Below are 25,919 nucleotides of genomic sequence, written 5' to 3'. Positions count from 1 at the left end.
GCCGCCTACCCGGGCAATTCGACCACCGAAACTGCAAGATCGACGGCGGTGGGGGCCCTGCTAGTGGGGGTGGGTCCGGTGGTGGGTTGCCAGGACGTCGGCGCCGAAGTCGCTGGCGGGGCGGCGCAGCACTGTGTGCGCGTGGTTGCCGTCCGCCGTGGTGTTGTCGTACTCGATCAGCAGGTCGTCGCCCTGCACCCGGTAGTAGTGCCGCCGCCCGGGGTGGGTCGGGCCGGCCCAGGCGAAGTGCAGCGGGCCGGCGTCCAGCCGGGCCGCCTCCCGGATGGCCAGCTCGGGCGGCAGCCGGTCGAGGTAGAGGGCGACCACCTGGTCGAGCAGTGCGCGGCCGGTCGGTCCCAGCCGCTCCGCCGGTACGCCGAGTGGCTCCAGCGGCGCGTCGACCCGCCCACGGGTGGCGCTGATGATGTCCGCGGGGGCCTCGTCGGCGATGATCGCGGCGGCCCGCTCGGCCGGGCCCAGCGCGTCGAGCAGGGCACGGGCCAGGTCTTCCTCGACGCCGAGGGGGCGGGAGACCGGCCGGCCGGCGTAGCGGACCGCCGCCGGGTTGGCGCCGAAGAAGATCGGCGCGGGGGAGACCTGACCGTCCACCACTGTCATGTTCACCGACAGGTGGTGCCCTTCGAGCCGCCACGCCCAGCGGTCGTCGCGCGCTGGATCGCCGAACACGGCCACCCAGTAGTCGGCGCTGTGCCGCCCGCGTTGCCAGCCCTCGGCCCGGTCCAGCACCTCCTCCAGCGAGATGATCGCCATGGCCTGCGCGTACGCCGAGGGGCTGAGCGCGGTGGCCAGCAGCCGGTGCGCGGCCTTGCGGGCGGTGACGTCGAGCTCGGCGAGGCAGACGCCCGGTCGGGGTCGGGGCCGGTATTCCAGCCAGCGTCGGGCCGCCTCGTCGTCGAACGAGTGCACGGCGCTCTCGCGGGCGGCGGGGTCGAGGGCGGTCAGGAGCGCGGTGCCGGCCGCCCGCATCTGCTCCGGCAGAGGATCTTCCACCGCCCCTGTATACCGGCCGGGCGTGCCGGTGTCAGCCGACGCGCAGCAGCTCGGTCATCTCGGGCAGGTCGAAGAAGGCCGCCGTGTCGATGGCCGACGGGTTGCCGTGTGCCGGATCCGCGCCGGCGGCGAGGAGCGCCCGGACCGCTTCGGTGCTGCTGCGGAAGACCGCCGCGGCCAACGCGGTCTGACCCCTGTCGTTGGCCCGGGTGTGGTCGGCGCCGCGGCTGAGCAGGGCGGCCACCGTGTCCGGGTGGGAGTGGTACGCGGCCAGGATGAGCAGCGTGTCGCCCTTGTCGTTGGTGAGGTTGACCGGCAGGCCGGCGTCGACCTGTGCCGCCAGTTCGTCGGTGGCGCCGGCTCGGGCCAGGTCGAACATCCGATGCGCGAACGCCAGGGTCTCGGCGTCGAGGTTCTCGGTCACCCGTTCAGGTTAGCCACGCCGGTCCTGGTAGGTTGCTCGGCCGGTGCGCTGGGGGAGGGTCCGATGGGTGAGACGGTGTACGTGGGCAACGCGGGCGTCGACGGCGCCACCAACGCCGGTTGGCTGCTCGGGCACTTCGCGCCGGCGGGGGAGATCCGGCACAGCACCGACGTCGAGGTGAAGTGGGGCGTGCATCCGCCCGGGCAGGCCCGGTCGCGGTGGGCGACCGGTGAGGTGCGGACCACTCTGCTCGTACTCGTCGAGGGGTGTTTCCGGGTGGAGTTGCCGGACCGGACGGTACGGCTGGCCGCGCCGGGCGACTACGTGGTGTGGGCCCGTGGGGTGGACCACTCCTGGTTCGCCGAGCGCGCGTCGGTGGTGTTGACGGTGCGCTGGCCGTCGCTGCCGGGCTACCGCGTGGACCCGCCGGTGGTGCGCTGATCGACCTGTGCGGCTGACCGGCATCCCACCAGGCGGAATTACCTACTAAACCTATAGGCTTTGCCGTCTAGAGTACGAGGGCACCCCGCCGAACGACCCGCGAGGAACCGCCATGACGCACCACCGTCCGGAGCCCGACCTGCAAGCCGTCGCCGCCAGGTGGGCCGACCCGGCCGGCTGGCCGGTCGCGCTGCGCTTCGATCCCGCCGAGCGCTGGTACGCCCGCCTCGCCGTCAGCGACGAGCACGAGGTGTGGGCACTGAGTTGGCTGCCCGGGCAGGGCACCGACCTGCACGACCACGGCGGCTCCTCCGGAGCGTTCCGGGTGGTCAGCGGCGCGCTCACCGAGGAGACGGTCAGCGTCGGCCGACTACGCCCGCGACTGCTGTCGGCCGGCGCCGGCCGCCGCTTCGGCCCCCGGCACGTGCACCAGGTGACCAACCGGGGCGTCGATCCGGCGGTCAGCGTGCACGTCTACCGGCCGGCGCTGCTGCGGATGACCCGCTACCACCTCCTGGACGGGCGACTCCGCGTCGCCGAGGTCGCCGAGGCCGGCCGGTCCTGGTAAGTGCGCCCCGAGATCTCCCCTGTCACCGGAAGGAACCGATAATGCAGACAACCGCCGAGCACTGTCCCGCCCCCGTGCCGCCGCCGGGCTCCCGGGGCATCGACGAGATCCTGGCCGCCGCGCGGGCCCGGCTGGGCCGGCTCGACCCGGAGCGGGCGCACCTGGCGTACCGGACCGGAGCGCTGCTGGTCGACATCCGACCGGCCGCGCAGCGCGCCGCGCACGGCATGGTGCCGGGCTCGCTCATCGTCGAGCGCAACGTGCTGGAGTGGCGCTTCGACCCACGCTGCCCGGCCCGGCTGCCGCAGGCCGTCGACTACGACGTGCCGGTGATGATCCTCTGCCAGGAGGGCTACACCTCGTCGCTGGCCGCCGCCGCGTTGCAGGACGTCGGCCTGCACCGGGCCACCGATGTGGTCGGCGGGTTCGCGGCCTGGCGGATCGCGGGCCTGCCGGCCCTCGGCCCGACCCCACTGCACCACCCCTCTCCCCACGCGTCCCCGGTCAACGCCGGGTGGGCGCGCCACTGACCGCCACGCCACACCCGGCGTGGCGGCCGCACCGCCACTCAGGAGGCACCATGTCCGTCGTCGCGATCCCCACCCGCCGGCACCCGGGCGTACGCCCGGCCCGCCCACGCACCAGCCCGACCCTGACCATCACCCTCGACCTCGTCCCCGGGCCGCTGAGCCCCCGGCTGGCCCGACTGGTGGAACTGCTCGGCGAGCTGGCCGAATCGGGTGAGGGTCAACTGGGTGCCGCCCAGGACCCCAGGTCGGGGCCGCGACCGGCCCCCCGCCCCGTCGCCGCCGCGCCGTCCGCCGACGCGGACCACGTCCGCATCCTGGCCGGCTCCCGGATGGTCCGCCAGGGCGACCGGGTCATTCCGCTGACCCGCATCGAGTACGAGCTGCTGCTGTTCCTGGCCGAGCGGCCCCGCCGGGTCTTCACGCGCCTGCAGTTGCTGTCCAGCGTCTGGGGCTACGAGCACGCGGTGGCTCGGACGGTGGACGTGCACGTCCGTCGGCTGCGCGCCAAGCTGGCCGGCTCGGAGCTGGTCACCACTGTCTACGGGGTCGGGTACCGGCTGGCCGACGAGGCCCCGATCAGCGTGGATCACAGCAGCTGAGCCCTGGTCCGGCGGCGATGTGACAGGCCTGGTGAACCGGTCGGGGACCCCCGTATCGGGGCATCTCGACGACTCTGCTGTAATCATCAGGCCTCGTACGCAGAGCGAGCATCTGGCTCCGATGTGTTCGTCAATTGTCACATTCATGCAACGCAGCCGCCTCTTGACCCTCGCCCAGGCGCCGGGAAGCATCGATGCAGCGGCGTCCCGGGCCGTGGGGAGATACCCGGACCAGCCCAAGGAGGACCATGTCGGTCAGCCCTGCCTCGTCGCGCGCCGGATGGCATACGTCCCAACCCGCGGTGCCCGGTCGACCTCCCGGTGGCCAGCGTCGCCCGGCGAACACCGCAGCGCCCGTGCTCACCGTGACGCTGTCCATCCCGCTGGCCTGTGAGGAGTCGCTGACCCCGGCGGCACGTCGGCTGCTGGAGGCCGCTCGCGAGATGCTGGAACGGGGCGAAGGGGTGATCATCGGCTCGGTCCCGGCCGAACGCCGCCCCGACCAGGCGCCCGCCGGCCGGTCGCCGGCCCGCCCGATCAGCCCGACGATTCCCGCCCTGCACATCCTCGCCTCGTCGCGCTCGGTGCTGCGCGACGAGGAGCCGCTGCCGCTGACCCGGTTGGAGTTCGACCTGCTGCTGCACCTGGTCGCCCACCCGCGCCGGGTGTTCACCCGGCTGCAACTGCTCAACGCCGTCTGGGGCTACGAGCACGCCGGCGTCCGCACCGTCGACGTGCACGTGCGTCGGCTGCGCGGCAAGGTCGGCGTGGACGTCCCGCTGGTCACCACCGTCTACGGCGTGGGCTACCGGCTGGCCGACGATGCCCGGGTCACCATCGACCGCACCGGCTGACCGGCTGACCGGCGGCACTGACGCGCCCGGCGCCGGGCAGGATGGTCGGGTGCGCATCCGTCCCATCTCGCCCGACCTGCTCGTCACCGAGCTGACCGGCCGCCTGGCCCAGGCGGCGACACACGCCGCGAGCGGTGCCGCCGGGCCCGCGCGACTGCGGGTGGCAGTGGACGGCGCCCCCGCCGCCGGCGCCGACGAACTGGCCGCCGCGCTCGTCGACCCGCTGCGCGCCCAGGGCCACCCGGTGCTGCACGTCCGCGCCACCGACTTCCTCCGCCCCGCCTCGCTGCGCTTCGAACTGGGACGCACCAACCCGGACTCCTTCTACGAGGCCTGGGTCGACGAGGCCGGGCTCCGTCGGGAGGTGCTCGACCCGGCCGGCCCGGGCGGCACCGGCCGGCTCCTCCCGTCGCTCTGGGACGCCGACGCCGACCGGGCCAGCCGCGCCCGCTACGTCGACCTGGCACCCGGCGGCGTCGTCCTGGTCAGCGGTTCGCTGCTGCTCGGCGGCGCGCTGCCCTTCGACGTCACCGTCCACCTGGAGCTGTCGCCGGCGGCGCTGCGCCGACGGACCGAACCAGCCCAGCAGTGGGCGCTGCCGGCCTTCGACAGGTACGCCGAGGAGGTCGCTCCGGCGAGCTTCGCCGACGTGGTGGTACGCGCCGACGACCCCCGCCGACCAGCCCTCGTGGAACCCGGCGGAGACGACTGACAACAACCGAGAATTTGTCGGTTTGCGCGGCTGATCCGGCGGGTACTCGCCCGGCTCACAGAGCGCGGGTGATCGCCCGCGCACCGAACGCGACCGTGACCGGGGCCCCGCGCCGCCGGCACCCGGTACACCTTGAGCCACAGGCCCAGGAAAGGCAGGCAGCGATGCTCGTCCACGACACGGTCGGTACGACCCGGTCCCAGACGGAGATCGACCAGATCCGGCAGTCGCTCCAGGCGCGCTACGACGAGCTGACCGCGGAGTACGACCAGGCGGTGCTCCAGAGCCAGGTGCTGCGGCTGGTGGAGGTCGGCGACACCGCCGGCGACGACCAGGCCGACAGCGGCACCAAGACCGCCGAGCGGGACACCGCCCAGTCCCTACTGCGCACCATCCTCGACCGCCGCGCCCAGTACGAGCACGCCCTCGGCCGACTCGAGGAGGGCACCTACGGCTGGTGCGAGGGCTGCTCGGCGGCGATCCCGGTGGAGCGGCTGGAGATCTTCCCGTCCGCCACCACGTGTGTGACGTGCAAGCAGACTCGCGAGCGGCGGGCGGCCTGAGCCACACCAGCGGTTGCCGGTCGGTCCGCGACGCGATGGACTTCCACAATGGGTGACATCCTCGTGGGCACCGCGTCCTGGACCGACCGCACACTGCTGGACTCGGGGTGGTACCCGCAGACCGCAGACACCCCCGAGAAGCGGCTGGCCTACTACGCCCGGCAGTTCCCGCTGGTCGAAGTGGACGCCACCTACTACTCGCCGCCCGCCGAGGCGACGGCGCGGCTGTGGGCCGAACGCACCCCGGCCGGCTTCACGTTCAACATCAAGGCGTTCAGCCTGCTGACCGGGCACCCCACCCGGGTCAGCGCGCTCTACAAGGACCTGCGCCCGGAGACCGACAAGAAGAACGTCTACCCCGACGACCTGCCCGCGCAGTCGTACGAGGAGGTGTGGACGCGCTTCCTGTCCGCGCTGGACCCGCTGGTCGAGGCTGGCAAACTCGGCGCGCTGCTGTTCCAGTTCCCGCCCTGGTTCACCATCAAGCGGGCCAACAAGCAGTACCTGCTGGAGGTGGCGAAGCGCTGCGCGCCGCTGCGCCCGGTGTACGAGTTCCGGCACGCCTCCTGGTTCGACGGTGACAACGCCGACGAGACCCTGGCCTTCCTGCGCGAGCACAAACTGCCGTACGTCTGCGTGGACATGCCGCAGGGCCACCGCTCGTCGCTGCCCCCGGTGCTGGCCGCCACCGCGGACCTCGCGGTCATGCGGTTCCACGGGCACAGCGACAAGTGGACCAGCAAGGACATCCACGAGAAGTTCGGCTACCACTACTCCAAGCGGGAGCTGGCCGACTGGGCGCCGAAGCTGCGCGAGCTGGCCGACGAGGCCGGGCAGACCCACGTCCTCATGAACAACTGCTACCGCGACTACGCGCAGACCAACGCGAAGACCCTCGCGGGTCTCCTCGACGCCAACTGACCTCACCCGATCCGGGTGGGGCCGCCTCACCCCACTGGCGGGCAGGGTGGACGCGGTGGGTACGGCCGTCCCTGGGCGGCCGACGCCGGAGACGACACGGAGGTGACGGGGATGACGGTTCGACTGGTGACGGATCGACGGCGCGGTGCCGTCCTACATGTGGTCGGTGCGGCCGACAACGCCCGGCGCGCCCCGCAGGGCAGCCCGGTGCGGGCCCGCCGTGGGCCGGTGGGGCCGCCGCGCCGCGCCGACGACCGACGGTGGGACACCACGGAACGGGGGTCGACCGATGGCTGACGCGATGATCTCAGCGTTCGAGTCCTCGCTGGACAAGACGAACCTCATTCTCAAGGACATCGAGAACGCCTACGGCTGGCCGAAGGAACGGCGCAACCAGTCGTACGCGGCGCTGCGCACGGTCCTGCACCTGCTGCGCGACCGGCTGCCGGTGGACGAGAGCGTGGAGTTCGCCCAGCAGTTGCCGGTGCTGGTGCGGGGGATCTACTTCGACGGCTGGGTGCCTTCCGACGTGCCGATCAAGCTCAACCGTGACGACTTCCTCTACGAGGTCCGGCAGGGCTTCCCGTACGACGCGGAGGGTGGCCCGGAGCGGGTGACGCAGGTGGTGCTGGACACGCTGCGCCGCCATGTCACCCAGGGCGAGTGGCAGGACGTGAAGGACACCATGCCGAAGGACCTCGCCACGATGATGCCGTGACGGCCTGACCCCGCGAGCCCGCCCGACCACCGTCGGGCGGGCTCAGTCGTCGGCGGCCTCGGCGGCGGCGGGCACCCGGGACACCGGGTGCCCGGCCCGACGGGCCAGCGCGGCGAACGCGATGGCGTCCACGATCGCGGCGCCGCCCGGGTCGTTGTTGAAATAGACGTACGCCGGCTCGTCCGGGCCGAAGGCGTCGGTCAGCCGGCCCACCCAGGATCGCAGGGCGGCCCGACCGTAGCGGGGCCACGGCCGCGCCCGCCCCTCGTGCAGCCGCAGGTAGCCGAAGTCGGTGGTGCGCCAGCGGGGGGCGACCGGGCGTCCCAGCCGGTCCGCCCAGACCAGCGCGGCCCGACGCCGTTCCAGCACGGCTCGGGTGGCGTCGGTCCACCAGGAGGGGTGCCGGGGCTCGACGGCGACCCGCACCTCCGCCGGGAAGAGTCGCAGCGTCGCGTCCAGCGCCTCGACGTCCGCCCGCAGGTTCGGTGGCAGTTGCAGCAGCACCGGGCCGAGCCGGTCGCCGAGGGCGGTGGCGCGGCCCAGGAACCGGGCCACCGGCTCCGCAGGGTCGCGCAGCCGCTTGATGTGGGTGAGGTAGCGGCTCATCTTCACCGCCACGCAGAAGTCCTCCGGGGTCCGCGCCCGCCAGGCGGCGAAGGTGTCCCGCTCGGGCAGCCGGTAGAAGGCGTTGTTGACCTCGACAGTGGCGAACCCGGCCGCGAAGTGCTCCAGCCAGAGTCGCTGCGGCAGCCGCTGCGGGTAGAAGCGGCCGCGCCAGTCCCGGTACTGCCAGCCGGACGTGCCCACCAGGATCACCACCCCATCCTGGCACTCTCCGCCGCCGCTCGCGAACTGCCCGTGTCGCCCCGGTTCGGCGTCTACGGTGAGGGTTAGAGAAGATCGCGCGTGGGGTACCACCCGCAGCACGACGGACCCCGGCGCACGGCGGGGCGGCACACCCGAGGGAGTACCGATGGCACTCAACGATGACGACATGCAGACCACCGGCGGCGGCGCGGAGGGTCCGGCCGACGGCGGCGCGACCCCCGGCCAGCAGGACGGTGGCGCCGACGGCGGCGCGGAAGGCCCCGCCGACGGTGGTGCCACGCCGGGCCAGCACGACGGTGGCGCTGACGGCAGCGCGGAGGGTCCGGCCGACGGCGGCGCGACCCCCGGCCAGCACGACGGTGGCGCCGACGGCAGCGCGGAAGGTCCCGCCGACGGTGGTGCCACTCCGGGCCAGCAGGACGGTGGCGCTGACGGCAGCGCCCGGTAGCGGCACGCCATGACGTACCTCGACCCGCCGGGCGGCCACCACGGTCGCCCGGCGGTTCCGTCCCCCGAGGCCGCCGCGGCGCTGGCCCGCTGCGTCTCGGTCGAACCGGCCAAGTTCGCCGCCGCGCACTGGGGGCACACCCCGCTGCTGTCCCGCGCCGCCGAACTGCCCGACCCGGCCGGCTTCACCGACCTGCTCAGCCCGACCGACGCCGACGAACTGCTGAGTCGGCGCGGTCTGCGTACCCCGTTCCTGCGCGTGGCCAAGGACGGCCAGTTGGTCGCGGCGTCACGCTGGACCGGCGGCGGCGGCGCGGGCGCCGAGATCGGCGACCAGGTCCTCGACGAACGGGTCCTGGAGCAGTACGCGTCCGGGGCCACCCTGGTGTTACAGGGTCTGCACCGGATCTGGCCGCCGCTCGTCGACTTCGCCCGCGACCTGGGCCTCGCGCTCAACCAGCCGTTGCAGATCAACGCCTACCTGACGCCGGCGGGCAGCCAGGGCTTCGCCACCCACTACGACACCCACGACGTGTTCGTGCTCCAGGTCGACGGCCGCAAGCACTGGCGGATCCACCCGCCGGTGCTGCCCGACCCGCTGGAGAAGCAGCAGTGGGGCGGGCGCGCCGACGAGGTCGGTGCCACCGCGCAGGGCCCGGCCGCGCTGGACGTGGTGCTCGCCCCCGGCGACGCCCTCTACCTGCCCCGGGGGTGGCTGCACAGCGCACAGGCGCAGGACGCCAGCTCGCTGCACCTGACCGTGGGCATCCGCGCGCTCACCCGCTACGCCCTGGTCGAGGAGTTGCTGGCGCTGGCCGCCGAGGATCAGCGGCTAAGGGCCAGCCTGCCGTTCGGCACCGACGTCGCCGACCCGGACGCCATCGAGCCGGAGCTGACCGAGACCGTGGAGGCGTTGCGGGACTGGCTGCTGCGGGCCGACCCGGGTGCGGTCGCCGCGCGGCTGCGGCAGCGCGCCTGGCCGGCCGCCCGCCCAGCGCCGATCCGACCACTCGCCCAGGCCGACGCGCTGGCCACCCTGGACGTCGAATCCCGGCTCACAGTGCGGCCCGGCCTGCGCTGGCAGTTGGTGTCGCACGACGCGGACACTGTGGCGCTGCGGCTGTTCGACCGCACCATCACCCTGCCGGTGAGCTGCGAACCGGCGGCCCGCGCCCTCCTCACCGGCGCTGTCACCCGGGTCGGTGACCTGCCCGGCCTGCCCGACGACACCGACCGGGTCACCCTGGCCCGCCGGCTGCTCCGCGAGGCAGTGCTCGTCCCGGCCTGAGGCCGGCCGGTCGGCGGTGATCGACCGTCCCGGCCGGGTGGGCCAGCGCGATCTTGCACTTTCTGTGGCTGATTCGTCCGCTCTTGCGCCTTATGTCGCCACAGAAACTGCAAGATCGACGGGGTCGGGGGTGGGTTCGACCCGCGTGGGTCAGCGGCCGAGCACCAGCAGCAGCACCGTCGTGATCACCCCCGCGCCGAGGACCACAGTGATCGGTCGCGGGCCGAGCACCGCGTGTCGGCGGTCGGCCAGCACCCGGGCCGGCACCAGGCCGACCAGGGGCCCGAGCAGCGTCACCACCAGCGCCAGCACCGGTAGCCCGACCGCCAGGTCGCCGCCGTACCCGACACCGAGCGCGCGGGCGCCGGCGCCCAGCGCGTACGCCAGCACGCCGCCGGCCACCCCGCAGAGCGCCAGCAGCGGGTTGACCGAGCCCGGCAGTTCGCCCGGCTGCCCGGCCCGCTCCAGCAGGTCACGGGCCTTGGCGAGCAGCAGAACGGGGTCGGTGGCCCCGACCCCGTTCGCCGGCGCGGGCGGGCCGCCGAGGCGGCGGGCACCGAGGCGTGAGCGGACCTGCTGCCACAGGTGCGCCACCTCGGCGTCGACCCGTTCCTGCTGCTCACGGGCGGCGACAAGCTCCTCCTCGGCGCTCTGGAGCTGCTCGACCGCGTCGGCGACGGCCCGCTCGGCGGCAGCGCACTGCCGCTCGTGCCAGGTGTGCGCCTCGGCGCGCTGCTCGCGCACCCGCGTGGTGAGGTCGGCCAGTCGCCGCAGCTGCGCCGCGTACGTCTCGCTGGTCACCGGTTCGTTCATCGTGTGGGTCCATACGGGATGATCACCTGTCCGGTGCGGTGGACCGCCCGGTCGAAGAAGAGCCCCCGCCAGGGGCGGGGATACCAGTCCGGGCCGCCGGTGCCCGGGTAGAGCGAGGAGCCCAGCTCGTCGCCGTGCGCGTCTAAAGCCACCCAGGCGCCGATCTGGTCGGTCCGGGCGCCCGGCCCACCAAGGTCGGCGCGCATCCGGGCGACGCCCCGCCACCAGGCCAGCACGTGGGTACGTCGTTCCGGCCCGTCGTGCATGATCCGGCGCAGCTGTTCCAGGCCGGTGCGCCGACCCACCCGGGCGGCCAGCGCACCCGCTGCCGCGTCGACAGCGAAGAGCAGCAGGTAGTGCGGGCCTGCCGGGCCGCTGAGCCCGTCGGCGGTCTCGGCCATCAGCTCACCGACGGTCTCCTCGTCGTACCAGGCGGCGTCGTCGGCCAGATCGTCGTAGAGGGCCCGAGCGATCGGGTCGGCGTCCGGGTCGAGGCAGGCGATGGAGAACCGGGCGGTGCCTGGCGGGTGCTGACGGGCCAGCGACCGGGCCGCCGCGTCCAGCACCGCGCACGCCTCGTCGACGCGGGTGCCGAGCACCGCGAGGTTGCGGCCCGGGGCGCGCGGCAGCCGCAGCGACGCCGAGCGGGACTGCACGTCGATGATCTCGCCGAGCACTGCCACCGGGTTGCGGGGCGCGCTCCCGTCCGGGGGGACGGCGAGCGCCCGGAAGTCCGGGGCGTCCGCCAGCCGGGGGATGGCGTCGCCGTCGAAGAGCCGGGCGGGCGCCGCGTCGGGGGCGCGCATCCGCCACAGTCGATGCTGCAGCCCGCTCCAGGTCTCCCAGTCGCTCGCCGACGGGATGCGCGCGACCTCGTTGCCCTCCACCATGCCCGACTCGGCGTTCACCACCGCGTGCCAGCGCGGCAGCGACTGCGCGGCGTCGTTGCGTTCGGCGAGGATGCGCAGCGCCTTCGGCAGCGCGATGCGCAGGGTGAACTGGGCGACCAGCGCGGGGCGACCCCAGAGCGCCTCGATGCCCCGCACGTCCTGCGAGGCGAGGACCAGGTGGATGCCTTGGGACCGGCCGCGGCGGGCCAGGTCCTCCAGCAGGTCGGCGGCCTCCCGGGCGACCACGTCCCGGCCGGCCAGCAGCATCTGGAACTCGTCCACCACCGCGACGATCCGTGGCCAGTGCCCGGTCGGGTCGACCGCCCGCAGCTCGGCCAGCTTGGTCACCTCGTGCTTCTTGGCCGCGTCGGCGCGTCGGCGCAACTCCTCGGCGAGGAAGCGCAGCAGCGCCAGCCCGAACTCCCGGTCGGTGTTGACGTTGATGCCGACCAGGCGCATGTGCGGCAACCAACTCGGGTCGCGCCGGCCCTGCGCGAACCGCGCGAAGGAGACCCCCTCTTTGAAGTCCAGCAGGTAGAACTCCAGCTCGGCGGGGGAGTAGCGGGCCGCCAGCGCGCCGATCCAGGCGAAGATCAGGTTGGTCTTGCCGGTGCCGGACGGCCCGCCGATCAGCGCGTGCGGTGGATAGTCGCCCAGCGTCAACCGCACCGGCCGGCCCTGCGGACCCTCACCGATCGGCGCGGTCAGCCCGTCGGAGGAGTCCTCCCGCCACATCAGCTCGGGCGGGGGCAGCAGATCGGTGAAGGGGGTCGGCGGTGGGCCCGCGTTCACCCGGGCGGCGATCTCCCGGCAGGTCTCGGTGACCAGCGTCGCCGGTGGCGGTGGGTCCAGCCGCACCGGTAGCCCGGCCGAACCGCCGATCCGCGCGCCGGACGCCCCGGCCACCACCCGGGTCACCGTCGGATCTTCCGGCAACGGCGCACCGTGCACCACCAGGTGTACGCCGCAGGCCGCGCCTGCCCGCACCACCCGGTCGAGTTGGCCGCGCTCGTGCCGGTTCAGTTCCTCACCACCGAGCAGCACCGCCACCCGCCACGGTTCGGGTCGTCGGCCGGTCGCCGCCGCCAGTTCGCGCAGCGACGCGTACTCCCCGGCGAGGACCGTCTCGTTGATCCGGCGGATCTGCTCCACCAGGTCGTCCAGCAGCGGGCCCAGCCCGCCGGGGCCGACGAAGGTGAGCAGCCCCGCGGTGCCCAACGGGGCGAACCCGGCCAGGCCACCGCCGAGCTGGTCCGGGTCGTACCCGATCAGTCGTACCGCCCCGGGGTCGGCGCGGCCGACGGCCCGCAGCAGCAACGCGGAGACCACCGCGTCGCAGCCGGCGCGGTCGTCGCCGGAGAGGTGGACGTGCCCGGCGTCGAGCAGCGGCACCAGCGCGGGCACCGGGTCGACGCCGTCGATCCCGACAGTGCCGACCCGCAGCGCGCCGGGCGGCTCGGCCCGGCGGGCGGGGGTCCGCGTCCACCCGGCCCAGTCGGACCCCGCGCACCCGGGCGCCTCCTGGCGGGCCGCGTCGGCGGCCCGCCGGGCCAGCTCCGCGATCCGGGCCGAGTAGCGGGCGTCGATCTCGGCGATGCGGCGGTCCCGTTGGGTGCCCACCCGCTCCGGTACGGCGGCCGCCGCCCGCTGGACGCGGGCGAGTCGTTCCCGCCCGGCGGTCAGGTCGGCCTGGGCGGCGGACAGGCGGGTGCGGGTGGCCCCCAACGCCTCGGCGAGGGTGTCCCGGACCCGGCTGGCCAGCTGACCGCGCCGGTCAGCCATCGGAGCCCCGACGCGTCGGCGCGTCCCGCCAGGGGCTGCCCGAACGCGGCGGCAGACCACCGGAGCGCTGCGCAGCGGCGGTGCCCGGCCGCTGCACCGCACCGCCGGGGCGGGGAACCCCGACCGCTGGCCGTCCGGTCCCGCCCGGTTGCGGCGCGCCCGCCGGTTGCCCGGCCCGCGCCGGCTGCCCCGCGTCGCCTCGCTGCCCCGCGCCCGCCGGTTCTCTCGTGCCGCCGGCCGGCAGGTCCCGGCCGAGGCGGGCGAGCAGCAGCCCGGTCGCCACCCCAGCGGTCACCGCGGAGTCGGCGGCGTGCGGTGGCTCCCCGGAGGCGCGCGGCGGCGGCATCCGGCACATTCGGGTCAGCAGCGTCTCCAGCACGGGCGGCGGCAGCCCGGGCAGCAGGTCCCGGACACGTCCGTCCAACTCGCCGCGCAGGCGCCCCAGGTCGGTGGCGCGCGGCGGGTGCCCCAGCAACTCGCCGGCCAACTCGCGCAGCAGCGGCGGCGCCAGCGCCGCCATGCCCAGCCCCACGTCGGCCGGGGCCCGGCGCAGTTCCCTGCGGAGCCGGTCCCGGTCGCCGGAGCGGACACCACCCACCACCCGGCGCAGCAACTCCTGGGAGTCGTCCACCCGCTCGTCGGGTTCGTCGTCGGTGCCCTCGCGCCCGCCGGTCAGCTCGGCCACCCGCACCGACCACCAGCGGCGCATCCGCACCTGCTCGGCCTGCTCCGGCGCGACAGGGGTGGGCCCGGACGCCGGGGGCGTGTCGTGTCGGGGAGCGCGTTGCTCAGGGCGGGGGGCCGGGGCGCCGTCCGCGCCGAGCCCGATCGCCGTCAGGTAGGCCGACAGCTGTTCCTGTGCCACCCGCAGCGCGTAGCCGGCGCTCTCGGCGTGCTCGGTGGCGGCGGAGAGCTCGGGCACCCCCATCGGGTTGGCCGACTCCTGTCGTACCCAGCGCAGCCGCTCCGCGGCCAGGCCGAACTTCTCCAGCGCCTGCCCGAGCAGGGCCACCGGGAACTCCTCGGTGGCGGCACGGACCTGCCCGCCGACATCCTCGATGATGGACATGGTCGCCTACAGGGTGGAGACGTAGAGCTGCGCCTGCTCCACCGCGACAAGTGTCGCGGCGAGACACTCCTCCAGCTCCTGGCTGGCCTGGGTCAGCGACGCCTGGGCGGCCTCCACCGTCTCGTGCCCGCTGCCCTCCAGCGCCCCGGCCAGGGTCTGCTGTGCCTCGGACAGTTTCTCGCCGGCCGCCTGCACAGCTGTCTGCCCGTCTCCGATCTGTTGGAGGGCGACATCGATGGCAGCCTTCAGCTCGGCGACGCTCGCCACGGCGGAACCTCCTGGGGGCGGGGAGATCTCCATTAGAGCCTATCGGCGGTCCCGAAAGAACATCCGCCCTGTCGGTGTTCCTGCCCGCCTGTCCGGAAGGCCCTCGGAAGTGCCGGGAGTCCGATCTGTGGGAGTCCCAGTGCGAGAACTTCTCAGTTGTTGGTCGGTTCCTCGCGGAGCCAGCGCGGGCCGTACACCTCTGCGCCGAGCGCCGTCACGCGCCCGCGCAACTCCCGGTCGGCGGTGACCACCAGCCGGCGACGGCGCGGCGCGCCCTCCACAAGCTCGACCACCGTGTCGTCGCCGGAGCCGGCGGCGGAAACCACCCGGACGCCCTCGGTGCCCGGCACGTCCCGGGCGGCCCCCTCGACCACCAGGACCACCTCCACCGGGGCGGTCAGGCGGGCCGGCAACCCGACGCTCGCCACCGGGGCGAGCGAGTCGCGCAACCGGGCGGCGGCCCCGGCCCGGTCACGCCACCACCCGTTCGGGCGCGAGCCCACCACGTTGGCGCCATCCACGATCAGCAGCGGGGTCTCATCCATCCCGTCAGCCTCCCACCATCGGCCGGCAGTGACCCGACGCCACTCCCGGAATGCCGGTCCTCCGCCACATGCGGCGTTTGTCGGCGCTCGCGCCGGGTAGCCCCTGCCGACCGTGCCGAGCCCTACTGCGGAGGACAGACATGATGGGACCCGGTGACATCGGCTCCGACCCGTGGGACGAATTCCTGGCCAGGTACTTCGGCCGGGGCGAGGGAGGGCGCCGACCGCCGCACCGGGTCGACATCACCCGACTGATGACGGCCGACGCCCGGGAGATGCTGGCCGACGCGGCCCGGCGGGCCGCGCAACGGCAGAGCAGCGACCTGGACACCGACCACCTGCTCTGGGCGGCGCTGCAACGCGAACCGCTGCGTGACCTGGTACGCCGGGCCGGTGCCGATCCGGACACCCTGCTCAACGCCCTCGGCGGAAAGGGCGACGGCGCGCCGCGCGGGGAGGTGCCGCCCAACCTGTCGTTGACCCCCGCCGCCAAGCGGGCGTTGCTCGACGCCCATCAGTTGTCCCGGGCGATGGGCGCCAACTACATCGGCCCCGAGCACATCCTGATGGCGCTGCCGCTCAACCCGGAGTCACCGGCCGGGCGGATGCTGGCCGCCGGCCGGATCCAACCCGAGTCGTTGCAGGCCGCCAACGCCGAGCGCGGGCCGATGACCGGGCCCAAGCCCGACCGCGGCACCCCCACCCTGGACCAGTACGGGCAGGACCTCACCGACCTGGCCCGCAACGACCAGATCGACCCGGTGATCGGACGCGCCGACGAGATCGAACAGGCCGTGGAGATCCTGTCCCGGCGGACCAAGAACAACCCGGTGCTGATCGGCGAGGCCGGCGTCGGCAAGACCGCCATCGTCGAGGGGCTGGCCGAGCGGATCTGCGACGGCGACGTACCACAGACCCTGCTCGGCAAGCGGGTCGTCCAGCTCGACCTGGCCGGCCTGGTCGCCGGCACCCGCTACCGGGGCGACTTCGAGGAACGGCTGAAGAAGGTGATCGACGAGATCCGGGCGCACCGGGACGAGCTGATCATCTTCATGGACGAGATCCACACCCTGGTCGGGGCCGGCGGCGCCGGCAGCGAGGGTGGGATGGACGCGTCCAACATGCTCAAACCCGCCCTCGCCCGGGGTGAGCTGCGGGTGATCGGCGCGACGACGCTGGACGAGTACCGCAAGAGCATCGAGAAGGACGCCGCGCTGGCCCGGCGGTTCCAGCCGGTGCTGGTGCCCGAGCCCAGCGTCGACGACACCATCGCCATCCTGCGCGGGCTGCGCGACCGGTACGAGGCCCACCACCAGGTGCGCTTCACCGACGAGGCGCTGGTCGCCGCCGCCGAACTGTCCGACCGGTACGTCACCGATCGGTTCCTGCCGGACAAGGCGATCGACCTCATCGACCAGGCCGGCGCCCGGGTGCGGTTGCGCACCCGCACCCCCGCGTCCGACGTGCGGGAGCTGGAACAGGAACTCGACGAGGTACGCCGGGACAAGGAACAGGCAGTCACCGACGAGCAGTACGAGCGGGCGTCCGCGCTGCGCGACCGGATCGCCGAGTTGGAGGAGGACATCCGTCGCGCGAACGGCGACGACGGCTCGTCCGGCTCCCAGGTGCCCGAGGTGGGCCCCCAGGAGATCGCCGAGGTGATCTCCCGGGCCACCGGCATCCCCGTCAGCCAGCTCACCGAGGAGGAACGCGACCGGCTGCTGCGCCTGGAGGGTCACCTGCACCAGAAGGTGGTCGGTCAGGACGACGCGGTCAGCGCGGTCGCCGAGGCCGTGCGTCGCTCCCGGGCCGGGCTGGCCGACCCGGAGCGGCCGATGGGCAGTTTCCTGTTCCTCGGCCCGACCGGTGTCGGCAAGACCGAGTTGGCGCGGGCCCTGGCCGAGGCGTTGTTCGGTGAGGCGGACCGGATGGTCCGGGTGGACATGAGCGAGTTCCAGGAGCGGCACACGGTCAGCCGGCTGGTCGGTGCGCCGCCCGGATACGTCGGCTACGAGGAGGCCGGTCAGCTCACCGAGGCGGTGCGTCGCCGCCCGTACGCGGTGGTGCTGCTCGACGAGATCGAGAAGGCCCACCCGGACGTGTTCAACATCCTGCTCCAGGTGCTCGACGACGGGCGGCTGACCGACAGCCAGGGTCGCACCGTGAACTTCAAGAACACCGTCCTGATCATGACGAGCAACCTCGGCTCCGAGCTGATCACCGGCGCCCAGCGCTCGGTCGGCTTCGGCACCGGGGACGTGGGCAGCGAGCAGGAGAGCAACGAGCTGCGCGAGCGGCTGATGCGTCGCCTGCAGGAGAACTTCCGCCCGGAGTTCCTCAACCGCATCGACGAGGTCATCATCTTCCGCCGGCTGGAGGCCGAGCAGTTGCGCGACATCACCGCGCTGCTGCTGGAGGAGACCCGCCGCCGTATGCACGCCCAGGACCTCCAGGTGGAGTTCACCACCGCCGCCATCGACTGGCTCGCCGAGCACGGCTACCAGCCGGAGTTCGGTGCCCGCCCGCTGCGCCGGGTGATCCAGCGGGAGGTGGACAACCACCTGTCCCGGATGTTGCTGGAGTCGGCGATCTCGCCGGGGCAGAAGGTCACTGTGGACGTCCGCGACGGCGCGCTCACCTTCGACGTGACCGCGGGTGAGCGGGGGTACACCGCCGCCACGACCACCCACCCGCGATGAGCGGGTCGGCGGGAGGGGACGACCACGAGGACCCGCACCAGCCCGCGAAACCCCGGGACGAGGACGACCATCCCGACCCGATCCTGGCGTCGCCCACCGCGAACCCCCGCCGCACGCGGGTGCCAGCGGAGGGCCTGCACCCGAAGACCGACCAGGACGACCCGGAGACGTCCGGGCCGCCGCCCGGAGAGGAGACCTGATGGTACGCGAAGCGCGGCTCGACCCCGAGGTGGAAGTGCTCTGGGAGGACTTCCACGCCGAGGTGAACGTCCCGTCGGAGCAGCTGCGGACCTGGCTGCTGACCCGGGGTTCGGGGGAGGAGTCGTTCAGCCCGAACCCGAACCTCGACCTGCCCCAGCCCGGCCGGGAGATCCTCAAGGTGCTCAACAAGCGCAAGGTGGACCTCACCCCGGAGGACATCGAGGTGATGCGGGAGGCGGTCGAGCGGATCCGCGAGCTGATGGACGCCAAGCCGTCGCGCGGCAACGCCGACGACAGCTGGCGACACTCACTGCTCGACCTGGGTCACGATCCGCTCGTCGAACGCTGAGCGAGGCCACCCGCGACGGTGCCGTCCCGAGCCCGGGACGGCACCGTCGCGGCGTACTACTGGCCCTGGTCGGACTCGAGACTGCCGATGGTCAGGCCCGCCGCGTCGGCGGCGGCGTCCCGGTCGCCGCGGGTCTGGTCCTCCCGGGTGAGCAGGTTCGCGTACTCGGTCACGTCGGCCGGGTCGGGCACCGTCGGCAGTCGGCGCAGGAACGCCTCCACCTCACGGGTGGCGGCGGTGTGCGCGGCAGCCGCCTGGCGCAGTAGTTCGCGGTCGTCGGCGGGCGGGTAGAGGTCGGTCATGTCCGCCAGATACCCGGCCCACGGCGGTTCGCACCGCCAGCGGCCGGGAATACCGGCCGGTCAGCCCGGCCGGACCCCGGTCGGCTGCCGCACCCCGAACCCCGGGTTGCGGGGCAGCCAGGCCAGGTACGCCGGGTGCGGCGCCAACGAGTCGACGTACGCCGCCTTGGCCGTCTCCAGCACCAGCTGGGCGCCCTGGGCGGCGGGGGAGTCCGGATGCCAACCGAGTAGCAGCCGCCAGCGCAGCGGCGTACCGGCGAGTTGACGGGTGACCAGACCGCTCACCGGGCGGAACGTCGCCTGGCACAGGGCCACCGCCACACCGGCCTCCACCAGGTCGACGCAGCCGCGGATGTCGGTCTCGTACACCTTGCGGGGGGTGAAGCCGGCGCGGGCGCAGGCGGCGGCGAAGCAGTCGGCGAAGCAGCCGTCGCCCGGCGCGGCGACCCACTGCTCGTGGCGCAGGTCCGCCAGGCGAACCTCGTCCTGGGCCGCGAGGGGATGGGTCTCCGGCAGCAGCACCAGTACCGGGTCGACGGCCACCTCCTGCCAGCTCAACCCGAACCCGGCCGACGGGCTGGCGTCGCCGCACACCCCGGCCAGCGCGAAGTCCAGCCGACCGCCGGCCACCAACTGCGCCAACTCGTCCACCGACCAGGACGCGTACGTGGTGATCTGGGCCGGCGGTTGCTCGGCCGCCAACCGGTGCACCAGCCGACCCAGGATCGGGCTGTTCACCCCACCGAACCGGTAGCACGGCGGCGTGTCGCCCGCCCCGGCCAGCCGGGCGGCCTCGTCCTGCAACCCCTTCATCGCCGGCAGCAGCACCCGGGCGCGGGCCAGCACCAGCTCACCCAGTGCGGTGGGCCGGGCCCCGCGCCGGTCCCTGTCGAACAGCGGGCCGCCCAGCGTCCGCTCGATGCGTTGGAGCTGGGCGGTGAGCGCCGGCTGGGCCAGGCCGAGCGCCGAGGCCGCCTTCGTCACACTTCCCGTCTCCGCGATCGCGCAGACCACCCGCAGGTGACGCAGCTCCAGGTTCATAGGGTGACGGTAGGACTACGGGTCTGCTGGCGGAATAGCCCGAGCGGATCGGTGATAATGAATGCATTGCCGGCGGCCGCCGGTCACCGGTCGCGCGGTGGCTCCGGCAGGTCCGCCAGGTACGTCGGCCGCCGGGTCACCGCGTCGAGGACCTTGTCCACCACCCCGACCGCCGGCTCCACGATCCGGTTCCACGGAGGGGTGGCCGGCGTGCCCGGGTGCGGTCGGGTCGGCGCGGCCTCCTCGGCGATCTCCAACCGGTTGCCGAGCCGGATCAGCTCCTCCTCGGTCGCGACCGCGCGCAGCTCGACGACCAGCGCGCCCACCCCGTCGACGTGTCGGCGGACCCGCTCCGCGACCTCGGTCAGCGCCTCGTCCGTCAGCCCCTTCAGGGCGCTCAGCAGGGCCGCGTCGGCGTTGATCTCCGCGTCCACCCGCTCGGTGGCCGCCGGCAGCGCCGCGCGGACCGCCGGCAGCAGGTACTGCTCCTCGGCGGACAGGTGCCGCGACAGCGCGGCGGTGAGCACCGGCAGCCCTTCCCGCGGTGTGGTGTCCGGGCCGGAGAGCTGGTCCAGCAGCGCCAGCAGTTGCCGGTGCTCCCGGTCGACGATGTCGGCGATGCTGCGACCGGCGGGTCGGTAGCCCTCCTCGGGTGCGGGCGCGGGCGGCAACGGCGGCAGGGGAACAGCGGACATGGTGCCCTCCTCGACTGGCGGGCGGAAGCTCCGGCAGGGACGTACGGTCGTGGGCGGCGGTACCCGAACGCGACCACCGCGAAACCGAGCCGTCGATGCGTCCACCCGCGCCGGCCCGCCGACCAGCCCATGCTGGTATGAAGAGGCGATGACGAGCGATGCCGCCTCCGCCCGACCCGACCCCACCGCAGAGGTCGTGGACCTCTGCCGCGACCTGCTGCGCATCGACACCACCAACACGGGTGACAACGACACCAGCGTCGGCGAGCGCCGCGCGGCCGAGTACGTGGCGGAGAAGCTCGCCGAGGTCGGCGTGGAGTCCGTCCTGCACGAGTCCGCGCCCGGCCGGGCGAACGTGGTGGCCCGCATCCCGGGCACCGACCCGAGCCGGGGCGCGCTGCTGGTGCACGGCCACCTGGACGTGGTGCCCGCCGACGCTGACGAGTGGTCGGTCGGCCCGTTCTCCGGCGAGCTGCGCGACGGCTACCTCTGGGGCCGGGGCGCCATCGACATGAAGGACTTCGACGCGATGGTGCTCGCCGTGGTGCGGCACTGGCAGCGCACCGGCGTGCGACCCCCGCGCGACATCGTGCTCGCATACACCGCCGACGAGGAGGCGGGCAGCGACTACGGGGCGCGCTTCCTGGTGGACAACCACCGGGGCCTCTTCGACGGCTGCACCGAGGCGATCGGCGAGGTGGGCGGCTTCTCCTACTCGGTCAACGACAGCCAGCGGCTCTACCTCATCGAGACCGCCGAGAAGGGCATCGACTGGCTGCGGCTGCACGCCAAGGGCCGCCCCGGGCACGGCTCGATGATGCACGACGACAACGCCGTCACCGCGCTCGCCGAGGCGGTCGCCCGGATCGGCCGACACCGCTTCCCGGTGGTGGTCACCGACACCGTGCGGGCCTTCCTGACCGAGGTCTCCGACCTGCTCGGCATCGAGTTGGACCCGGACGACCCGGAGACGGCCATCGCCAAGCTCGGCCCCATCGCCAACATCATCGGCGCGACCATCCGCAACACCGCCAACCCGACCCGGTTGAGCGCCGGCTACAAGGACAACGTCATCCCCGGCCGGGCCACCGCCACCATCGACTGCCGCAGCCTGCCCGGCCAGTCCGAGCTGTTGGAGCGGCAGCTGCGCGAGCTGGTCGGCCCGGACATCGCCATCGAGTACGTCCAGCGGCAGCCGGCGCTGGAGACCACCTTCGACGGTGACCTGGTCGAGGCCATGTCGGCGGCGCTGCGCGCGGAGGACCCGGGGGCGCGTCCCGTTCCGTACATGCTCTCCGGTGGCACCGACGCCAAGGCGTTCTCGCAGCTCGGCATCCGCTGCTTCGGGTTCGCCCCGCTCCGGCTGCCCGCCGACCTGAACTTCTCGGCGTTGTTCCACGGCATCGACGAGCGCGTTCCGGTGGACGGACTACAGTTCGGCGTGCGGGTTCTCGACCGGTTCCTCCGCACCTGCTAGTCGTGTCCGGCGGTGGCCGCCGGCGCGCAACCTCCCCATCGTGAAGGGACTGCCCCACATGACCGACCAGCATGGTGAGCTGGACGCCGCTCTCGAGCGGGTGATCGAAGCGGCCCGCCACCACCTGGCTGCCGTACGCGCCGCGCAGGGCCGCGTCGACGACGACGACGTCTGGCAGGCGTACGTGGCGTTGAACAACGCCTCCTACGCGTACGACGAGCGACTGCTCGACGCCTTCGGCGAGGTGACGCCGTGGGATGTCGACTCGATCGACCCGGACGAGGCCGACGAGCGTTTCGGCGGCGGCGAGGGTGCCGAGGCCAGCGACCCGCACCCCCGGGTGATCTCGGTGCGTCAGCGTCGTGACTACCGGGTGCCGAGCGTCGCCGCGCTGCTGCGGGTGGCCGAGGCGGCCCGCCGCGAGGGCACCCCGGAGGACGACGAGCCGGCGCCGGTGGAGGGCGTCGGCGAGGCGGTGCTGGAGCTGCTGCAGAGCGGTGACGGCTCGCTCGGCGCGTTGGACGTCCCCGAGTTGGAGCCGCTCGACGGCGTGGTCATGGTCAGCGAGGTGGGCACCCCTGTCGACCTGGAGTCGTTCGACGACGACGACGCTGTCGGCCCGTTCCAGCCGGCTGCCGACGACCGGCTGGTCGGTCGGCTCGACGAGCACCCGTTCCTGGAGCTCGACGACGACCACGACCACGCCGGGCACCAGCACTAGGCCGGGTGCCGCCCGGGGCCGACTCCGGCCTCGGGCGGCACCGCCCGGTCGTCAGTACGACAGACCCGGCTGCGGCTGGTTGACCCGCCGACGACGCAGCACCACCTGGCGCGTGCCGTCCCGGTACAGCCGCACCCGGGCCAACTCCCATCCGGAGAACTCCGCCTGGATCGCCAACTGCGCCGCGGCGGTCAGCCGGTCGACGTTCGGCGGCAGCCGCAGTGGCGCGTACTCGTAGTCCATGCCCTCCATGCTGCCCAGCCCAGGGGCTGTTCGCCACCCCCTCCGGAGTGACCAACGACGCTGCCGTGGGCGGTTCGTGCCGCCCCGCGCCCCATCGCGCCGATCTTGCGGTTCCTGTTGCCGGAATGAGGGGGAACGCCCGGTGTGCCGCGACAGCAACCGCAAGATCGCTGAAAAGGGGCGGCGCTCAGGCCGGGGGGACGTTCGCCGTCAGCAGGGCGGCGAGGGCTGGCGCGGCCAGGGCGACCGCCCGGGGGGTGCCCGGGTCGACAGTCAGCCCCCAGGACGGGTCTGGCCAGTCCTCGAACAGTTCGGCGCAGGGCAGCGCGATGAACGGCACCCCGTCCCCGGCGAACCCGGTGAGCGCCCCGGGCGAGGTGAAGACCGGCAGCAGCGGCGCCCCGGTCGTGTCGCCGACCACCGTCCACGGGAAGTCCGCGTCGGGCGCCGGCTCCCCGGAGAGGGGGACGCACACAGTGGCGCCGGCCAGCGCTCCGAGGTAGCCGGGCAGGTCACGCCGGTCGACGGCAGCGGCGAGCACCGCAACCACCGTCGGCTCCGCCGCCTCGGCGGGTGTCGCCCCGACCTGGGTCACCTCGACCGGTGCCGGCCGGGCGACCGGTAGCGCTGCCGGGCCAGGGTGCCCGGCCGGCGGCACCGTCGGGCCAGGGCCGGCGGCCGGCGGCACCGGCCGGCAGGAGAGCGCGCCGGGCTCGTCGGTCACCACCTCGGCGGCGGTACGGGTCACGAACACACTGAGCCGCTCCACCTGCTCCGGAGTGCGCGCCGTCTCGTACCACCAGCCCTCGCCGCCGGTCGGACGGTGCCAGCCGAGCGCGGCCAGGCGTGCCTCGTCGTAGCCGGGGCAGACCACCCGCACCACCTGGCGGCGCACCAGCAGCCGGATCCCGCGCGGACCGGCGGAGAGCTCCAGGTCGGTGTCCCGGTCGCAGCGGGCGACGGTGTCCCGCAGCCGAGCGGCGATGTCCGGCCAGGTCGGCGACGGCGACGTCACGCCGGTGCGCCCGGCAGGCGGTCGTCGAGCCGCCCGAGCCGGGCCACTGTCTCCTCCAGCCGGCCCAGCGCCGAGAAGTCGCCCGGCGTGCCGAACAGGTCGCCGAGCCCCGCGCCGAGCGCGACGTCCAACCCCTCGGTGTGCTCGTCGACGTGCGTGGAGGCGACCTCGCGAGCCCGCCGGTACGCGTCGAGCACCAGCTCGGCCACCCCCTCGGTGCCGGCGCGCAGGGCGGCCGGCGCGAGGGTGAGCCCGGTCAACGCTCCGGTGGCGTCGACGGTCGCCGAGACAAGCCCGCTCTCGTCGGTAGCGGTGCCGGACAGCTCGGCCAGGTCGTCGCGGAGGCCCGCGAACCGGCGCTCGATGTCGGCGATCCGCCCGGCGAGCGCGTCGAACGCGGACGTCGGGTCCGTCATGAGATTCCTCCCCGTGGATCGTGCGACCGGGTGGTGCCCGGCGGCCGGGAGATCGTATCGTCGGTGCGCTCGACTCATGGGGGAGGAACGGCATGCCACCGGATATCGATGTCGACGTGCAGGCGGTCCGTCGACTGGAGACAGCCGCCAAGCAGGTCTCCAGCTCGCTCGCCGCGTTGGAACGGCAGATCGTCTCGGCCGGCGACGTGCCGTCGGACGCCTTCGGTCATCTGCCGTTCGCCAGCGACATGCTCCGCGACAAGTACGCCGAGCAGGTCACCGGCGGCAAGGAGCTGTTCGCCGCCGCGAACGCCGCGTTCGGGCGGGTCGCCACGGCGCTGGCCGACACCGTCGAGGCGTACGAGCACAACGAGCGGGACCTCGACGCCGGGTTCAAGGCCATCCAGTCGGGGCTGCCCGGATGAGCGGCCCGGCCGGCAGCGCCGTCCAACTGTGGAACGGCCTGGACAGCGCGCTCTCCGGCGTGCAGGACGCCGTCGACAGTGTCTGCCGCACCCTGGCGTGGCCACTGATCCAGCTCGTCGACCTGGTCGACGGCGAGCCCGCCGTGCTGCGCGCGAAGGCCGCCGAGTGGGACGCGCTGGCCGCGCAGGTGCGCGACCTGGCCCAGGGGCACCGCGGGGCCCGGGAGTCCGCGCAGGCCGGCTGGCGCTCACCGTCCGGTGTGGCGTACGGCCAGCGGTTGGCCGAGGTGGAGCAGCAACTCCTGGACGTCGCCGAGCAGTTCGCCGCGACCGCGGAATACCTGCGCAGTGTCGCCGACGGCCTGCAGACAGTGCACGACGTGCTCGTGGACATCTGCGTGGAGTTCGTGAACTTCCTCCTGGTGACGCTGGTGACGGCGTTGCTGATGGCCCCGGTGACAATGGGGGCGTCCTGGGCTGCCGGTGTGGGCGTGGCCGTCACCAGGGGCCTGATCGTCGTCACCCGGATGTTGAAGGTCATCCGGCCGCTCGCGGTGCACCTGCAGAAGGTCATCCGCCTGCTCCAGCGGGTTCTGCTGTATCTGCGCAAGCTGCGGACGCACCTGGACAAGCTGGTCGACATGCAGAAGGCGCTGCGCGCCGGCAAGAAGTACGCCGACAAGCGCCGCGCCGCCGGCAAGCTCGACAAGTGGCACCACAAGGTCCTCGACCCGACCAAGGGCACCTACAAGTTGGGCAAGTCCGGTTCCCCGTTCGACATGGGCGCCCTCGACCGGGCCGCCGCGCTGCGGGCGCACGGTGTCGCCGACGGGGCCCGGGTGATCGCCCGGGACTGGGCGACCCACCTGCCGTGGAACGTGCCGAACTCGGTGGTCCACGGTGTCACCTGGGGGACTGTCGCGTTGACCAGCGGGCTCTCCGTTCCCGGCAGCGAACAGGTCGGCGACCAGATCGACCAGGCGGTGCAGGGCGGCGCGGACTGGATCGACCAGAATGTCTTCGGGCAGCCGCCGGCAGGTCAGCCGGCGGGCCGCTAGGGGGGCG

General features: G+C 73.6%; 33 protein-coding genes. 19 read left to right on the top strand and 14 right to left on the bottom strand.

Annotation, left to right across the window (positions count from 1 at the left end):
• Positions 1-60: 60 nt before the first annotated feature.
• Positions 61-1,011, bottom strand: coding sequence for a DUF3500 domain-containing protein (locus tag OH804_RS13105; protein WP_406065335.1), 951 nt, complete (start codon positions 1,009-1,011; stop codon positions 61-63).
• 31 nt (positions 1,012-1,042) lie between these two features.
• Positions 1,043-1,435 carry an ankyrin repeat domain-containing protein gene (locus OH804_RS13100; RefSeq protein WP_406065333.1) on the bottom strand — a complete coding sequence of 131 codons (393 nt, stop codon included), beginning with the start codon at positions 1,433-1,435 and terminating at the stop codon, positions 1,043-1,045.
• Between the two features lie 63 nt (positions 1,436-1,498).
• Here OH804_RS13100 and OH804_RS13095 point away from each other — a divergent pair, with 63 nt between their 5' ends.
• The 10 genes from OH804_RS13095 (at position 1,499) to OH804_RS13050 (ending at position 7,341) form a co-directional block, all read left to right on the top strand.
• A complete protein-coding gene (locus OH804_RS13095) occupies positions 1,499-1,876 on the top strand; it encodes a signal peptidase I (RefSeq protein ID WP_406065331.1) in 378 nt (125 codons plus the stop codon).
• 112 nt (positions 1,877-1,988) lie between these two features.
• Positions 1,989-2,444, top strand: a complete 456-nt coding sequence (locus OH804_RS13090) for a cysteine dioxygenase family protein (RefSeq protein WP_196922848.1) — start codon at positions 1,989-1,991, stop codon at positions 2,442-2,444.
• 41 nt (positions 2,445-2,485) lie between these two features.
• A complete protein-coding gene (locus OH804_RS13085; RefSeq protein ID WP_406065329.1) occupies positions 2,486-2,974 on the top strand; it encodes a rhodanese-like domain-containing protein in 489 nt (162 codons plus the stop codon).
• Between the two features lie 50 nt (positions 2,975-3,024).
• Positions 3,025-3,573, top strand: coding sequence for a winged helix-turn-helix domain-containing protein (locus OH804_RS13080; RefSeq protein ID WP_196922850.1), 549 nt, complete (start codon positions 3,025-3,027; stop codon positions 3,571-3,573).
• Between the two features lie 248 nt (positions 3,574-3,821).
• The gene (locus tag OH804_RS13075) at positions 3,822-4,427 is read left to right on the top strand and encodes a winged helix-turn-helix domain-containing protein (RefSeq protein WP_196922851.1); all 606 of its coding nucleotides are present in this window, start codon (positions 3,822-3,824) and stop codon (positions 4,425-4,427) included.
• Between the two features lie 49 nt (positions 4,428-4,476).
• Positions 4,477-5,139, top strand: a complete 663-nt coding sequence (locus OH804_RS13070; RefSeq protein ID WP_406065326.1) for a uridine kinase — start codon at positions 4,477-4,479, stop codon at positions 5,137-5,139.
• 164 nt (positions 5,140-5,303) lie between these two features.
• Complete coding sequence (locus OH804_RS13065; protein WP_091408390.1) at positions 5,304-5,702, top strand: TraR/DksA C4-type zinc finger protein; 399 nt, start codon at positions 5,304-5,306, stop codon at positions 5,700-5,702.
• A 48-nt stretch (positions 5,703-5,750) separates the two neighbouring features.
• Positions 5,751-6,623, top strand: a complete 873-nt coding sequence (locus tag OH804_RS13060; RefSeq protein ID WP_406065324.1) for a DUF72 domain-containing protein — start codon at positions 5,751-5,753, stop codon at positions 6,621-6,623.
• Positions 6,624-6,734: 111 nt separating this feature from the next.
• The gene (locus OH804_RS13055) at positions 6,735-6,920 is read left to right on the top strand and encodes a hypothetical protein (RefSeq protein ID WP_124775983.1); all 186 of its coding nucleotides are present in this window, start codon (positions 6,735-6,737) and stop codon (positions 6,918-6,920) included.
• The gene (locus OH804_RS13050) at positions 6,913-7,341 is read left to right on the top strand and encodes a DUF2267 domain-containing protein (RefSeq protein ID WP_124775985.1); all 429 of its coding nucleotides are present in this window, start codon (positions 6,913-6,915) and stop codon (positions 7,339-7,341) included. Before OH804_RS13055 ends, OH804_RS13050 begins: the two co-directional genes overlap by 8 nt.
• Before the next feature lie 42 nt (positions 7,342-7,383).
• Here the strand turns inward: OH804_RS13050 and OH804_RS13045 are convergent, their stop codons facing one another.
• Positions 7,384-8,157 (bottom strand): DUF72 domain-containing protein, encoded by a 774-nt coding sequence (locus OH804_RS13045; protein WP_196922854.1) that lies wholly within the window; start codon positions 8,155-8,157, stop codon positions 7,384-7,386.
• Positions 8,158-8,314: 157 nt separating this feature from the next.
• On the opposite strand from OH804_RS13045, the gene OH804_RS13040 reads away from it, so the two are divergent.
• Entirely contained in the window at positions 8,315-8,617 is a 303-nt protein-coding gene (locus OH804_RS13040) for a hypothetical protein (protein WP_406065322.1), read from the top strand.
• A 9-nt stretch (positions 8,618-8,626) separates the two neighbouring features.
• Positions 8,627-9,904: a cupin domain-containing protein gene (locus tag OH804_RS13035; protein ID WP_406065320.1), complete on the top strand. Its 1,278-nt coding sequence runs from the start codon at positions 8,627-8,629 to the stop codon at positions 9,902-9,904.
• Between the two features lie 150 nt (positions 9,905-10,054).
• On the opposite strand, the gene OH804_RS13030 is transcribed toward OH804_RS13035, so the two are convergent.
• The 5 genes from OH804_RS13030 to OH804_RS13010 form a co-directional block, all read right to left on the bottom strand.
• Complete coding sequence (locus tag OH804_RS13030) at positions 10,055-10,717, bottom strand: hypothetical protein (RefSeq protein ID WP_406065318.1); 663 nt, start codon at positions 10,715-10,717, stop codon at positions 10,055-10,057.
• Positions 10,714-13,389, bottom strand: coding sequence for an FtsK/SpoIIIE domain-containing protein (locus tag OH804_RS13025; RefSeq protein WP_406065316.1), 2,676 nt, complete (start codon positions 13,387-13,389; stop codon positions 10,714-10,716). Before OH804_RS13025 ends, OH804_RS13030 begins: the two co-directional genes overlap by 4 nt.
• Positions 13,382-14,458 carry a hypothetical protein gene (locus OH804_RS13020; RefSeq protein WP_196922859.1) on the bottom strand — a complete coding sequence of 359 codons (1,077 nt, stop codon included), beginning with the start codon at positions 14,456-14,458 and terminating at the stop codon, positions 13,382-13,384. Before OH804_RS13020 ends, OH804_RS13025 begins: the two co-directional genes overlap by 8 nt.
• Positions 14,459-14,464: 6 nt before the next feature.
• Positions 14,465-14,725, bottom strand: a complete 261-nt coding sequence (locus tag OH804_RS13015) for a hypothetical protein (RefSeq protein ID WP_030332749.1) — start codon at positions 14,723-14,725, stop codon at positions 14,465-14,467.
• Between the two features lie 152 nt (positions 14,726-14,877).
• Positions 14,878-15,270, bottom strand: a complete 393-nt coding sequence (locus OH804_RS13010) for a hypothetical protein (RefSeq protein ID WP_196922860.1) — start codon at positions 15,268-15,270, stop codon at positions 14,878-14,880.
• Between the two features lie 140 nt (positions 15,271-15,410).
• Between OH804_RS13010 and OH804_RS13005 the strand changes: the two genes are divergently transcribed.
• Genes OH804_RS13005 through OH804_RS12995 form a run of 3 tightly spaced genes read left to right on the top strand, consistent with a single transcriptional unit; the run spans position 15,411 to position 18,519 of the window.
• The gene (locus OH804_RS13005) at positions 15,411-17,969 is read left to right on the top strand and encodes an ATP-dependent Clp protease ATP-binding subunit (protein ID WP_196922861.1); all 2,559 of its coding nucleotides are present in this window, start codon (positions 15,411-15,413) and stop codon (positions 17,967-17,969) included.
• Positions 17,966-18,169 (top strand): hypothetical protein, encoded by a 204-nt coding sequence (locus OH804_RS13000; RefSeq protein ID WP_196922862.1) that lies wholly within the window; start codon positions 17,966-17,968, stop codon positions 18,167-18,169. Before OH804_RS13005 ends, OH804_RS13000 begins: the two co-directional genes overlap by 4 nt.
• On the top strand, positions 18,169-18,519 hold the full coding sequence (locus OH804_RS12995) for a DUF3140 domain-containing protein (RefSeq protein ID WP_091408434.1): 351 nt from the start codon (positions 18,169-18,171) through the stop codon (positions 18,517-18,519). Before OH804_RS13000 ends, OH804_RS12995 begins: the two co-directional genes overlap by 1 nt.
• 56 nt (positions 18,520-18,575) lie before the next feature.
• Here OH804_RS12995 and OH804_RS12990 read toward each other — a convergent pair whose 3' ends face one another.
• The 3 genes from OH804_RS12990 to OH804_RS12980 form a co-directional block, all read right to left on the bottom strand.
• Entirely contained in the window at positions 18,576-18,821 is a 246-nt protein-coding gene (locus OH804_RS12990) for a hypothetical protein (protein WP_196922863.1), read from the bottom strand.
• Positions 18,822-18,881: 60 nt separating this feature from the next.
• The gene (locus OH804_RS12985) at positions 18,882-19,862 is read right to left on the bottom strand and encodes a LysR family transcriptional regulator (RefSeq protein WP_196922864.1); all 981 of its coding nucleotides are present in this window, start codon (positions 19,860-19,862) and stop codon (positions 18,882-18,884) included.
• 83 nt (positions 19,863-19,945) lie between these two features.
• Positions 19,946-20,557: a hemerythrin domain-containing protein gene (locus tag OH804_RS12980; protein ID WP_196922865.1), complete on the bottom strand. Its 612-nt coding sequence runs from the start codon at positions 20,555-20,557 to the stop codon at positions 19,946-19,948.
• A gap of 148 nt (positions 20,558-20,705) precedes the next feature.
• Here OH804_RS12980 and OH804_RS12975 point away from each other — a divergent pair, with 148 nt between their 5' ends.
• Complete coding sequence (locus OH804_RS12975) at positions 20,706-22,034, top strand: M20/M25/M40 family metallo-hydrolase (protein ID WP_196922866.1); 1,329 nt, start codon at positions 20,706-20,708, stop codon at positions 22,032-22,034.
• Between the two features lie 58 nt (positions 22,035-22,092).
• Positions 22,093-22,755: a hypothetical protein gene (locus tag OH804_RS12970; RefSeq protein ID WP_196922867.1), complete on the top strand. Its 663-nt coding sequence runs from the start codon at positions 22,093-22,095 to the stop codon at positions 22,753-22,755.
• A gap of 51 nt (positions 22,756-22,806) precedes the next feature.
• Here OH804_RS12970 and OH804_RS12965 read toward each other — a convergent pair whose 3' ends face one another.
• From OH804_RS12965 to OH804_RS12955, 3 genes are all read right to left on the bottom strand, one after another.
• Positions 22,807-22,998: a DUF5703 family protein gene (locus tag OH804_RS12965; protein ID WP_013734349.1), complete on the bottom strand. Its 192-nt coding sequence runs from the start codon at positions 22,996-22,998 to the stop codon at positions 22,807-22,809.
• A 187-nt stretch (positions 22,999-23,185) separates the two neighbouring features.
• Positions 23,186-24,013 carry an SseB family protein gene (locus OH804_RS12960; RefSeq protein ID WP_406065310.1) on the bottom strand — a complete coding sequence of 276 codons (828 nt, stop codon included), beginning with the start codon at positions 24,011-24,013 and terminating at the stop codon, positions 23,186-23,188.
• Positions 24,010-24,429 carry a YbaB/EbfC family nucleoid-associated protein gene (locus tag OH804_RS12955; RefSeq protein WP_196922869.1) on the bottom strand — a complete coding sequence of 140 codons (420 nt, stop codon included), beginning with the start codon at positions 24,427-24,429 and terminating at the stop codon, positions 24,010-24,012. Before OH804_RS12955 ends, OH804_RS12960 begins: the two co-directional genes overlap by 4 nt.
• Positions 24,430-24,521: 92 nt before the next feature.
• Here OH804_RS12955 and OH804_RS12950 point away from each other — a divergent pair, with 92 nt between their 5' ends.
• Both OH804_RS12950 and OH804_RS12945 read left to right on the top strand, forming a co-directional pair.
• Complete coding sequence (locus tag OH804_RS12950; protein WP_406065308.1) at positions 24,522-24,854, top strand: hypothetical protein; 333 nt, start codon at positions 24,522-24,524, stop codon at positions 24,852-24,854.
• Positions 24,851-25,912 carry a WXG100 family type VII secretion target gene (locus tag OH804_RS12945; RefSeq protein ID WP_406065306.1) on the top strand — a complete coding sequence of 354 codons (1,062 nt, stop codon included), beginning with the start codon at positions 24,851-24,853 and terminating at the stop codon, positions 25,910-25,912. The genes OH804_RS12950 and OH804_RS12945 overlap by 4 nt, the downstream gene beginning before the upstream one ends.
• The last annotated feature ends 7 nt before the right edge of the window (positions 25,913-25,919 follow it).

This window comes from Micromonospora sp. NBC_00860 (assembly GCF_045207375.1).
Classification (GTDB): domain Bacteria; phylum Actinomycetota; class Actinomycetes; order Mycobacteriales; family Micromonosporaceae; genus Micromonospora; species Micromonospora vinacea.
This window is presented reverse-complemented; position numbering and strand designations above follow the sequence as displayed.

Excerpts from the sequence above, each read along its gene's own strand:
- OH804_RS13085 (WP_406065329.1), top strand. The coding sequence starts at position 2,486 with ATGCAGACAACCGCCGAGCACTGTCCCGCCCCCGTGCCGCCGCCGGGC.
- OH804_RS12950 (WP_406065308.1), top strand. The coding sequence starts at position 24,522 with ATGCCACCGGATATCGATGTCGACGTGCAGGCGGTCCGTCGACTGGAG.
- OH804_RS13050 (WP_124775985.1), top strand. The coding sequence starts at position 6,913 with ATGGCTGACGCGATGATCTCAGCGTTCGAGTCCTCGCTGGACAAGACG.
- OH804_RS13025 (WP_406065316.1), bottom strand. The coding sequence starts at position 13,389 with ATGGCTGACCGGCGCGGTCAGCTGGCCAGCCGGGTCCGGGACACCCTC.
- OH804_RS13060 (WP_406065324.1), top strand. The coding sequence starts at position 5,751 with ATGGGTGACATCCTCGTGGGCACCGCGTCCTGGACCGACCGCACACTG.
- OH804_RS13020 (WP_196922859.1), bottom strand. The coding sequence starts at position 14,458 with ATGTCCATCATCGAGGATGTCGGCGGGCAGGTCCGTGCCGCCACCGAG.
- OH804_RS12995 (WP_091408434.1), top strand. The coding sequence starts at position 18,169 with ATGGTACGCGAAGCGCGGCTCGACCCCGAGGTGGAAGTGCTCTGGGAG.
- OH804_RS13010 (WP_196922860.1), bottom strand. The coding sequence starts at position 15,270 with ATGGATGAGACCCCGCTGCTGATCGTGGATGGCGCCAACGTGGTGGGC.
- OH804_RS13080 (WP_196922850.1), top strand. The coding sequence starts at position 3,025 with ATGTCCGTCGTCGCGATCCCCACCCGCCGGCACCCGGGCGTACGCCCG.
- OH804_RS12985 (WP_196922864.1), bottom strand. The coding sequence starts at position 19,862 with ATGAACCTGGAGCTGCGTCACCTGCGGGTGGTCTGCGCGATCGCGGAG.
- OH804_RS13030 (WP_406065318.1), bottom strand. The coding sequence starts at position 10,717 with ATGAACGAACCGGTGACCAGCGAGACGTACGCGGCGCAGCTGCGGCGA.
- OH804_RS12945 (WP_406065306.1), top strand. The coding sequence starts at position 24,851 with ATGAGCGGCCCGGCCGGCAGCGCCGTCCAACTGTGGAACGGCCTGGAC.
- OH804_RS13095 (WP_406065331.1), top strand. The coding sequence starts at position 1,499 with ATGGGTGAGACGGTGTACGTGGGCAACGCGGGCGTCGACGGCGCCACC.
- OH804_RS12955 (WP_196922869.1), bottom strand. The coding sequence starts at position 24,429 with ATGACGGACCCGACGTCCGCGTTCGACGCGCTCGCCGGGCGGATCGCC.
- OH804_RS12975 (WP_196922866.1), top strand. The coding sequence starts at position 20,706 with ATGACGAGCGATGCCGCCTCCGCCCGACCCGACCCCACCGCAGAGGTC.
- OH804_RS13035 (WP_406065320.1), top strand. The coding sequence starts at position 8,627 with ATGACGTACCTCGACCCGCCGGGCGGCCACCACGGTCGCCCGGCGGTT.
- OH804_RS12980 (WP_196922865.1), bottom strand. The coding sequence starts at position 20,557 with ATGTCCGCTGTTCCCCTGCCGCCGTTGCCGCCCGCGCCCGCACCCGAG.
- OH804_RS13005 (WP_196922861.1), top strand. The coding sequence starts at position 15,411 with ATGATGGGACCCGGTGACATCGGCTCCGACCCGTGGGACGAATTCCTG.
- OH804_RS13040 (WP_406065322.1), top strand. The coding sequence starts at position 8,315 with ATGGCACTCAACGATGACGACATGCAGACCACCGGCGGCGGCGCGGAG.
- OH804_RS13075 (WP_196922851.1), top strand. The coding sequence starts at position 3,822 with ATGTCGGTCAGCCCTGCCTCGTCGCGCGCCGGATGGCATACGTCCCAA.
- OH804_RS12990 (WP_196922863.1), bottom strand. The coding sequence starts at position 18,821 with ATGACCGACCTCTACCCGCCCGCCGACGACCGCGAACTACTGCGCCAG.
- OH804_RS13090 (WP_196922848.1), top strand. The coding sequence starts at position 1,989 with ATGACGCACCACCGTCCGGAGCCCGACCTGCAAGCCGTCGCCGCCAGG.
- OH804_RS12965 (WP_013734349.1), bottom strand. The coding sequence starts at position 22,998 with ATGGACTACGAGTACGCGCCACTGCGGCTGCCGCCGAACGTCGACCGG.
- OH804_RS12970 (WP_196922867.1), top strand. The coding sequence starts at position 22,093 with ATGACCGACCAGCATGGTGAGCTGGACGCCGCTCTCGAGCGGGTGATC.
- OH804_RS13000 (WP_196922862.1), top strand. The coding sequence starts at position 17,966 with ATGAGCGGGTCGGCGGGAGGGGACGACCACGAGGACCCGCACCAGCCC.
- OH804_RS13055 (WP_124775983.1), top strand. The coding sequence starts at position 6,735 with ATGACGGTTCGACTGGTGACGGATCGACGGCGCGGTGCCGTCCTACAT.
- OH804_RS13065 (WP_091408390.1), top strand. The coding sequence starts at position 5,304 with ATGCTCGTCCACGACACGGTCGGTACGACCCGGTCCCAGACGGAGATC.